This window comes from Hallerella porci (genome assembly GCF_003148885.1).
Taxonomy (GTDB): Bacteria; Fibrobacterota; Fibrobacteria; order Fibrobacterales; family Fibrobacteraceae; genus Hallerella; species Hallerella porci.
Genome location: NZ_QGHD01000019.1, coordinates 38,575 through 46,258, shown reverse-complemented (window position 1 = coordinate 46,258; position 7,684 = coordinate 38,575). Strand labels below are relative to the sequence as shown.

The window sequence follows — 7,684 nt, the reverse complement described above, 5'->3', positions numbered from 1 at the left end:
GCGTTTTCCTGAAACTGCTCCACGACGGACTCGTCCGATACGTTGCGGATGTGCTTCAGGATGATGAGCCCGGTCATGAGACGGATCGGCTTGTTCGGCGCACCCATTTTGTCGTCAAACCGTTTCGAAAACTCGGTCTCGAACTTGTTCCAGTCAATCTTGTTCGCGAGAACGTAGAGGGGGTGCTTGTGGTTCAACTGCTCCTCAAGGGAACAGAAAAGGCTTGTCTGTGCGTGGGATTTTGGCGGTCTGTACATGGGAAAAATTGCAAGGTTTTCAGTCATATTTTAGAAAACCTTGCAATATTTTCACAGGGTGGAAATCAGTTTTTCCCAATAGTTATGCGGGCTGGGCGGGATTTTAAGGGACGACTAATTAACTATAAATATTCTCTTTAATTTTCTAAAGAGAGTATTTTTATTTTCTGCGCCATAGGCGCTTTACTAAAAATTTCTCATTCCTCTCTCCTAATTTCTCAGTAAATCTATGTACGACGATTATTCGATTAACGAAGAATTATTCCATTGGCAAAGTCAGTGCACCACATCCGAAAACTCAAAAACCGGTTTGCGCTACATTCACCACCGAGAATTGAATAGCAAAATTTTGCTCTTTGTCCGCGAATATAAAACCGATTCCGTGAGCGGTGCTGCCGCGGCTTACACTTTTTTAGGCCTCGCCGATTACGTTACCCACAAAGGCTCGCGCCCGATGAGCATCACGTGGAAATTAGAGCGCTCCATTCCCGCAAAATTCATCAAGAAAACAAACAAGCTCGCAGTGGGATAGGAAAAAATGAGGAATGAGTGGTTAGTAATTAGTGGGCAGTGCTCAGAGAGCGAAAATTTGCAAAATTTCATCTCCGGAGTTCCGATGAATAAATTTTGCAGGTAAAATGTTATCTCCGGAATCCCGACGGACAAATTTTGCGGGTAAAATGTTATCTCCGGAGTTCCGATGAACAAATTTTGCGGGTAAAATGTTATTTCCGGAGTTCCGATGAACAAATTTTGCGGGTAAAATGTTATCTCCGGAGTCCCGACGGACAAATTTTGCAGCAAAATAATCACCCAAATTTTCAAACGGTCAAATTCTGAATTCAAAATTCGCGCAAATGATCTTAGAGAATTCTAAGATCAAAGTTCTAAGCTCTAAGTTCTTTCCTCCGGCGCGCCATCATCTACATTTTTCATTTAAAAAGTTGTTAGTTTTTCAACCATTCAATAGGAGACAAAAAACATGTTCAAATCCAAAATTGTATTTGCATTGGCGATGGGGTTCACATTCTTGATGATGAGCGCTTGCGATGATTCTAGCTCGTCGCCGACCGATGACTCGGAAAATAATTTGTCTAGCGTCTCAACTCCCGCAACAAGTTCTTCGAGCGGAAATTCTGAAATTGAAAATCCGACTTCGAGCAATTCCGATGACGATGATTTCGAAATCTTTACCTCTTGCGATTTCAAAAAATCGGACGATACTTGGATTTTAGAAAACGAAACGATTCAGATGATTATCAAATGGGACGGCGATAATGCGCAAGTGACGACTCTTATCAAGCAAGAAACCAATTCGGAAGCCGAGTGTGAATTGCTAATTAAATTGATGGGCGACAAAATGCAGCATACCATTGACTCCTTGATGAGCGAAGATACTCCCGAGGAAGATCAAATTGAATTTGAACCGAGCAAGCAATATTGCAAAGGTTCCACTTATTATGTGGAAATCGAATCGAAGACAAAAGAAAATGCCAATCGCGACGAAACTTATGAAGAAGCAAAGCAAAGTTGCCAAACAAATTAGACGCCATCATTTCATTCCATAAAAAAACGCCGAAAATTCTTCGGCGCTTTTTATTTTTCAAAAGTGAAAAATTAGAAGTGAATCACGCGGACGCGAATCACCTTGTCGAGTTTCTTCAACGCATCGATAATGGAATCATCCACAGAAGATTCGACGTCGATTAAGTTATAACCGATCTTGCCATTCGACTTGTTGCTGAAGCTTGCAATGTTAATGTTCGCAGCGCCAAAGACCTTCGTGATTTCTGCAATCATATTCGGAACGTCTTGGTTGATGACGACGACGCGGCTCTTGACTTCGGCATGCGGGAAGCTATCGAGCGGCGGGAAGTTGACCGAGTTGCGGACAACGCCGAATTCCAAGTAATCCTTGAGTTCTTCGACTGCCATCACTGCGCAATTTTCTTCGGCTTCTTCGGTGCTTGCGCCCAAATGCGGGAAGACTTTAATCTTCGGATTCTGCAAAGATTTTGCATCGGCAAAGTCCGTGAGGTATGCGCTCAAACGGTTTTCATCGATCATCTTGTAAACGGTATCCATGTTCACGATTCCGCCGCGGGCAAAGTTCATAATGATCGAGCCCTTGAATGCAGCGAGATTCTTTTCGTTCAACATGTTTTCGGTAACGCCCTTGATGAACGGAACATGCACAGTGAGGAAATCCGACTTAGCGATGACTTCGTCAATCGTCTTCACGACAGTCACCACATTCGAAAGCTTATGCATGTTTGCAGCACTCGGATACGGATCATAAGCGACGACATTCATATTCTTCCAACGCGCATAGTTCGAAACGAGCACGCCGATTTTTCCAAGGCCGATCACGCCAAGAGTCTTGCCCGAAAGTTCGGTGCCCGAGAACATCTTCTTGCCTTTTTCAATCGTCTTATCCAAAGCAGGATCATTCGGATCGAGTGCCTTCACCCAAGCTTCGGCTTCGGCAACGTGGCGCACTTCCATTCCGAGAATCGTCATCACAAGTTCCGCAACAGCGTTTGCATTTGCACCCGGCGTATTGAAAACGCAGATACCCTTTGAACTCGCTTTGTCGATGGTGATGTTGTTCACGCCTGCACCGGCGCGAGCGACTGCCAAAAGTCCGTCGAAAGAATCTGTATCGACTTGAGCGCTGCGGACGAGAATCGCATCAGGGGATTCCATCGATTCCGAGACTTCATAGTCCTTGCCGAAGAGGCCGAGACCTTTCTGGGAAATGTTGTTCATGGTTTTAATTTTACGCATAGTGAGTTCCTTTGTGAAGGTTCAATAAAAATTTATTCTTCGATGTAACGGCCGCGACTCTTGATGAGTTCAACGAGTTCGTCGAGGGCTTCGGCTTCGGGCACATTCTTCTTCACGCAAGTTTTGCCTTCGAAAAGATTGATGAATCCCGGAGCACCGCCGACATAGCCGAAATCAGCGTCTGCCATTTCGCCCGTTCCGTTGACAATGCAGCCCATCACCGCAATCGAAATATTCTGCAAATGCCCAAGGCGTTCGTGAATTTTTCCGAGAACGGTTTGAATGTTATACAAAGTCCGTCCGCAACTCGGGCAGCTGATGAATTCCGTTTTGCTGCGGCGAATGCCTGCGGCTTGTAAAATATCAAACGCAAGAAGCACTGCCGACTTTTGATCTGCCGGATCTTCGATGACAACAGCATCGCCAAAGCCATCGGAAAGAAGGCTTCCAAATTCTGCGGCGACTTTTAATTTTGCGCGTTCCGAGCTGTCGATTTTTTGATAAAGGAGAATCGGATTTTTTGCGCCTTTCTGAGCGAGCGCCGAAACGAGAGCGCGAACGCCGAAGGTGTAATTGTCACCCGTATAAGCGATGAGCGCATCCGCGGGCACTTCACGTTCGCCCGCAGCAAATGCTGCGACATCAAACGCATCTTTGAATGCGACGATATTTTGCGAATCAATTCCGATAAACGCAAATTCCGGAGTCCGAGGCTTTCTCGAAATGCTTACCACCGGAGCGACTTCGCCTACGCGGACGATTTCATTTCCGCCGAGAGAAACTCCCGAGAAATTGACCGACGAAGTCTGCAAACGTTCATAATGATACGGATCTTTTTTCCATTCCGGAGCTCCGAAGCGGAGTTCTTCTTTCGGTAATGCGCAAGCGCGAATGAGTTCGTGCGCCACAGGAACTTCGGCGACAGGATCTTCCGTAAGCGAAACGCGAATCGTATCCGCTAAGCCGTCGAGCAAAAGCGAACCGATTCCCACCGAAGATTTTAAGCGACCGTCTTCGCCTGCACCAGCTTCGGTCACGCCGACATGGAACGGATACGGTTTGAAATGTTCTGCTTCGAGTCTTGCAGCGAGCATCCGATAAGCGCAAATGGCGACTCGCGGCGTCGAAGATTTTAAGCTCACAACGACTTGATCAAAATGTTCCGCTTCGCAGACGGCGAGATATTCCATCGCACTTTCGACCATGCCTTCGACGGTATCGCCGTAACGATACATCATCCGCGCCGAAAGAGAACCGTGATTCACGCCGATGCGAATGGCACGACCCAAGCGTTTTGCTTCTTGCACAAACGGGGTGAAAGTTTCAAAAACTTTTTCGCGGCCTTGATCAAAATTTTTGTCGGCTTGCAAATCGAGAGTTGCAATGCCTGTATCGACGAAATTACCCGGATTGATGCGGACTTTTTCTACCCACTTAAGCGCTTCGAATGCCGCTTTCGGTTGGAAATGAATGTCTGCGGAAACGGGAACTTTGCAACCCGCTGCGCGGATTTGTTTCATCACTTCTTCGAGGCCTTGAGCGTCGGCGAGAGTCGGCGCAGTAATGCGGACGAGTTCGCAGCCAGCCTTAGCTAAAGCCAAAGTTTCGGCTACTGTTTTTGCCACATCTTTCGGCTTTGTCGTCGTCATCGATTGCACGAGGATCGGAGCTCCGCCCCCGATAATTGCATCGCCAACATGAACAGGAATCGTTTTTCTGCGAACCGGCGAGAACCGATTCGAAACATAAGGAAAATCAAAAGTTGTAGCCATGCGTTGAATATAGAATTTTGCGGGAATAAGAAATTTTCTTTTTTCCGCGCCGAGTCCTTGCGCCTTATTTCTTTTTCGTTTCGGCCAAAAGCATTCCGCACAAAATCAATGCAGCGCCGAGGATTGCGACCAAAGTCATCCGTTCCCGCAAGAATATAACGGAGCAAAGAATGGAAACAAGCGGAACCGCATAAATGTAATTGGAAGCGAGAACTGTCCCAATCATTTTCAAAACTTTATTCCAAACAATGTAGCCGAAAAGCGATGCGATAATTCCTAAGAAAAGAAAATTTCCCGCGACGATTGGATTTTGAAATGCGCGCCACGGAATATCGGCGCCCGTTGCAAATAAAACCGGAATCGATGTGAGCGATCCATAAAAGAAAATTTTCCGCGTAATATAAAGAGTCGGATAACGCAGAGAAAGAGGCCGCACAATTAAAGAATAAACCGTCCAAACAATTGCCGCGACAAAGGCGAGTAAATCGCCAACCGGGGAAACTTTCAAAATAAATTTTCCGTTTAAAACGACGAGAATCATTCCGCACAAAGTAATGAGCGAACCCGTAATTTGCCGTTTATTCAAGCGTTCGCCCGCAAAGAAAATTCCCGTCGCAATCATAATGAAAAGCGGATTTGCGCAAACGATTAACGAAACATTCGAAACATACGAAAGGCCGAGCGCCGTATTTTCGGCGATGAAATAAATGGAGCCCGCTGTAAGTCCGCAGCATGCGAGAAGAAGTTCATCTTTCCAATTTCCCGCATAAAATTTTTGATGCGATAAACCGAGAAGAATCAAATACGCGAGAAGAAATCGCAAGAGATAAACTTGCGTCGGAAGAAATCCCGCATTCAGCAAAACTTTCGTCGAGACGAAACTTGCGCCCCAAACGATAATCGTGAGAATCGCTAAAAAATGCCAAAGACTCATGCGTGAATTTTTCATCGCTCCAAAAATAAAAATCAAAAAAATGAATTGAAATTCTTCAAAATTTTCATCGCATCAAAAGCGCACAGAAAATCCGATGTAACCCGGAAGCGCTGTGAGCGAAACCCGTTCTGTTTCATGCAATTTTAATACCGCAAAACTCGTTAACGATCCGACGAAAGCGCCCGCGACAACATCCGTCGGATAATGTTTCCCCGCCCAAATGCGAAGTACGCCGACCAATGTTGCCGACGAAAGCGAAACGCTCCAAACCACAGGCACCCAAGGCGATTCTGGATTTTTTTCTTCAAACCACATGCCGCTAAAAACGGCGAGCGAAAACGCTGCGCTTGCATGTCCCGAATAAAAAGAGCCCCAAGCTTCGCCGCGGTCTTTATCCGCATCCGCATACAATTCGGGACGCGGCCACAATCGAAAACTGCGCACGAGTAAATTCAATCCATTTTGCAAAAGTCCAATTTCGACTGCAGTGACAAGAAATGTCGCAACTTCTTCACCATCGCTTTTGTCCGTTGCCCAGTTGTAACCTTCCCACGCAAACGGAAGTAAAATGGCGAGACGCATCCAATCGCTTACTTTATCTGCATTGCGATTATGATTTCCGGCAAATGGTCTATCCCACAGAAGAAGCTCACTTTTTGCGGGCAATTCACTGCGGGGTTCCATATCGTGATAACGCACACTTCCCCAAATCGATGTGCCAATTCCGAGAGCGAGCAAAGACAAATCCGTTTTCAGTTTTAGCGAATAAGGAGGCTGAGAAGATGAAGACAAATGCGAAGTCATTTCCGCCGAAGCGATCCGCGGAAAAATTCCCCCAAGTGCGATTAGGGCGACGAAAATTGTAAAACGGACCTTCGCCATTTTCAAAAAAAAAAATAGATTTATTTTATGCAAGAAAAAAGCTCCACATTGGAACCGCTCTCCCCGAATCTTGAACTTTTCAATGCGATTTCCGACGAAACGCGTTTGAAAATGTTGATGATTCTTTCGCATTCGGAATTTACCGTCAACGAACTCAAAGAAATTCTCGACATTCATCAATCGAATGCGAGCAGACATTTGTCCAAACTTTCTAACTGCAAACTTTTAAAAGACCGCCGCGAAGGAATCAAAGCATTTTACGGTCTTTCGGACGATCTTTATTTGAGCCATAAACTCTACGATATGATTTCAAAAGCGTGGGAAAATCTCCCCGACCGCGCGCTCGTCGAAAGCCGAGTCGAAGATCTTTTATTGGAACGCCGCAACACTTATTCCCCCAAATTCCACAAACTTTCCGAAGCCGGCGGCAGTTTAAAAGCGCAGATTTCTTTGTTTTCACATTTAATGGTTCCCTTTGAACACGCTATCGATATCGGCTGCGGTGAAGGCGGCGATTTGAGTTTTATGCTTGCGAACCGTTGCAAACGCGTCACCGCTATCGATATCAGCGAAACCACGGTGAATGGGGTGAAGAAAATTGCCCGCGAAAAAGGCGTGGAAAATTTGACAGCTCTCTGCGCAGACATGCGAAAAATTCCTTTGCCCGCGAATTCTGCGGATTTGGTTTTAATGAGTCAAGTTTTACATCACGCATCAAGCCCGCAAGAAGCTCTCGCCGAAGCGATTCGGTTGCTTTCTCCCGGGGGAACTCTCGCCCTGTTGGATCTCGCCGAACACCAAGAAGAAGAACTCCGCGAATCTCACGGACACTTGTGGCTCGGATTTAGCGAAGAACGCATTCGATTCTTGTTACAAAATCTCCCGTGCGAAATCGTTTCGTCCGAAATTATCCAAAGTGAAATTTCTGCCGAGAAGAAACTCCCCGCTATTTGCATCTTGGTGAAAAAAAAGTAATCGCAATATTTCCTTTTTCGCCAAATTTATTGTAAATTATAATCGTAACCAAAAGGAGTGAATCTATGGGTAAATTT

Annotated in this window: 7 protein-coding genes and 1 pseudogene; 3 read left to right on the top strand and 5 right to left on the bottom strand. The window is 45.8% G+C overall.

Annotation, left to right across the window (positions count from 1 at the left end; all coding sequences use genetic code 11):
- The coding region (locus tag B0H50_RS09160) for a transposase (RefSeq protein WP_233244693.1) at window positions 1-257 on the bottom strand (257 nt) is incomplete at its 3' end.
- A 226-nt stretch (window positions 258-483) separates the two neighbouring features.
- Between B0H50_RS09160 and B0H50_RS09155 the strand changes: the two are divergent.
- Both B0H50_RS09155 and B0H50_RS09145 read left to right on the top strand, forming a co-directional pair.
- Window positions 484-789: pseudogene (locus tag B0H50_RS09155) on the top strand (DUF3427 domain-containing protein); the annotation flags it as partial.
- 450 nt (window positions 790-1,239) lie between these two features.
- Window positions 1,240-1,803: a hypothetical protein gene (locus B0H50_RS09145; protein WP_109587595.1), complete on the top strand. Its 564-nt coding sequence runs from the start codon at window positions 1,240-1,242 to the stop codon at window positions 1,801-1,803.
- Between the two features lie 71 nt (window positions 1,804-1,874).
- Here B0H50_RS09145 and B0H50_RS09140 read toward each other — a convergent pair whose 3' ends face one another.
- The 4 genes from B0H50_RS09140 to B0H50_RS09125 all read right to left on the bottom strand — a co-directional run bounded on the left by B0H50_RS09140 (window position 1,875) and on the right by B0H50_RS09125 (window position 6,632).
- Window positions 1,875-3,026, bottom strand: coding sequence for a phosphoglycerate dehydrogenase (locus tag B0H50_RS09140; protein WP_233244691.1), 1,152 nt, complete (start codon window positions 3,024-3,026; stop codon window positions 1,875-1,877).
- A gap of 50 nt (window positions 3,027-3,076) precedes the next feature.
- Window positions 3,077-4,816, bottom strand: a complete 1,740-nt coding sequence (gene ispG, locus B0H50_RS09135) for a (E)-4-hydroxy-3-methylbut-2-enyl-diphosphate synthase (RefSeq protein ID WP_109587594.1) — start codon at window positions 4,814-4,816, stop codon at window positions 3,077-3,079.
- 64 nt (window positions 4,817-4,880) lie between these two features.
- Complete coding sequence (locus B0H50_RS09130; RefSeq protein ID WP_106199055.1) at window positions 4,881-5,765, bottom strand: DMT family transporter; 885 nt, start codon at window positions 5,763-5,765, stop codon at window positions 4,881-4,883.
- A gap of 57 nt (window positions 5,766-5,822) precedes the next feature.
- Window positions 5,823-6,632, bottom strand: coding sequence for a phosphatase PAP2 family protein (locus tag B0H50_RS09125; RefSeq protein WP_106199045.1), 810 nt, complete (start codon window positions 6,630-6,632; stop codon window positions 5,823-5,825).
- 27 nt (window positions 6,633-6,659) lie between these two features.
- Between B0H50_RS09125 and B0H50_RS09120 the strand changes: the two genes are divergently transcribed.
- Window positions 6,660-7,607 carry an ArsR/SmtB family transcription factor gene (locus tag B0H50_RS09120; RefSeq protein WP_109587592.1) on the top strand — a complete coding sequence of 316 codons (948 nt, stop codon included), beginning with the start codon at window positions 6,660-6,662 and terminating at the stop codon, window positions 7,605-7,607.
- Window positions 7,608-7,684: the final 77 nt, after the last annotated feature.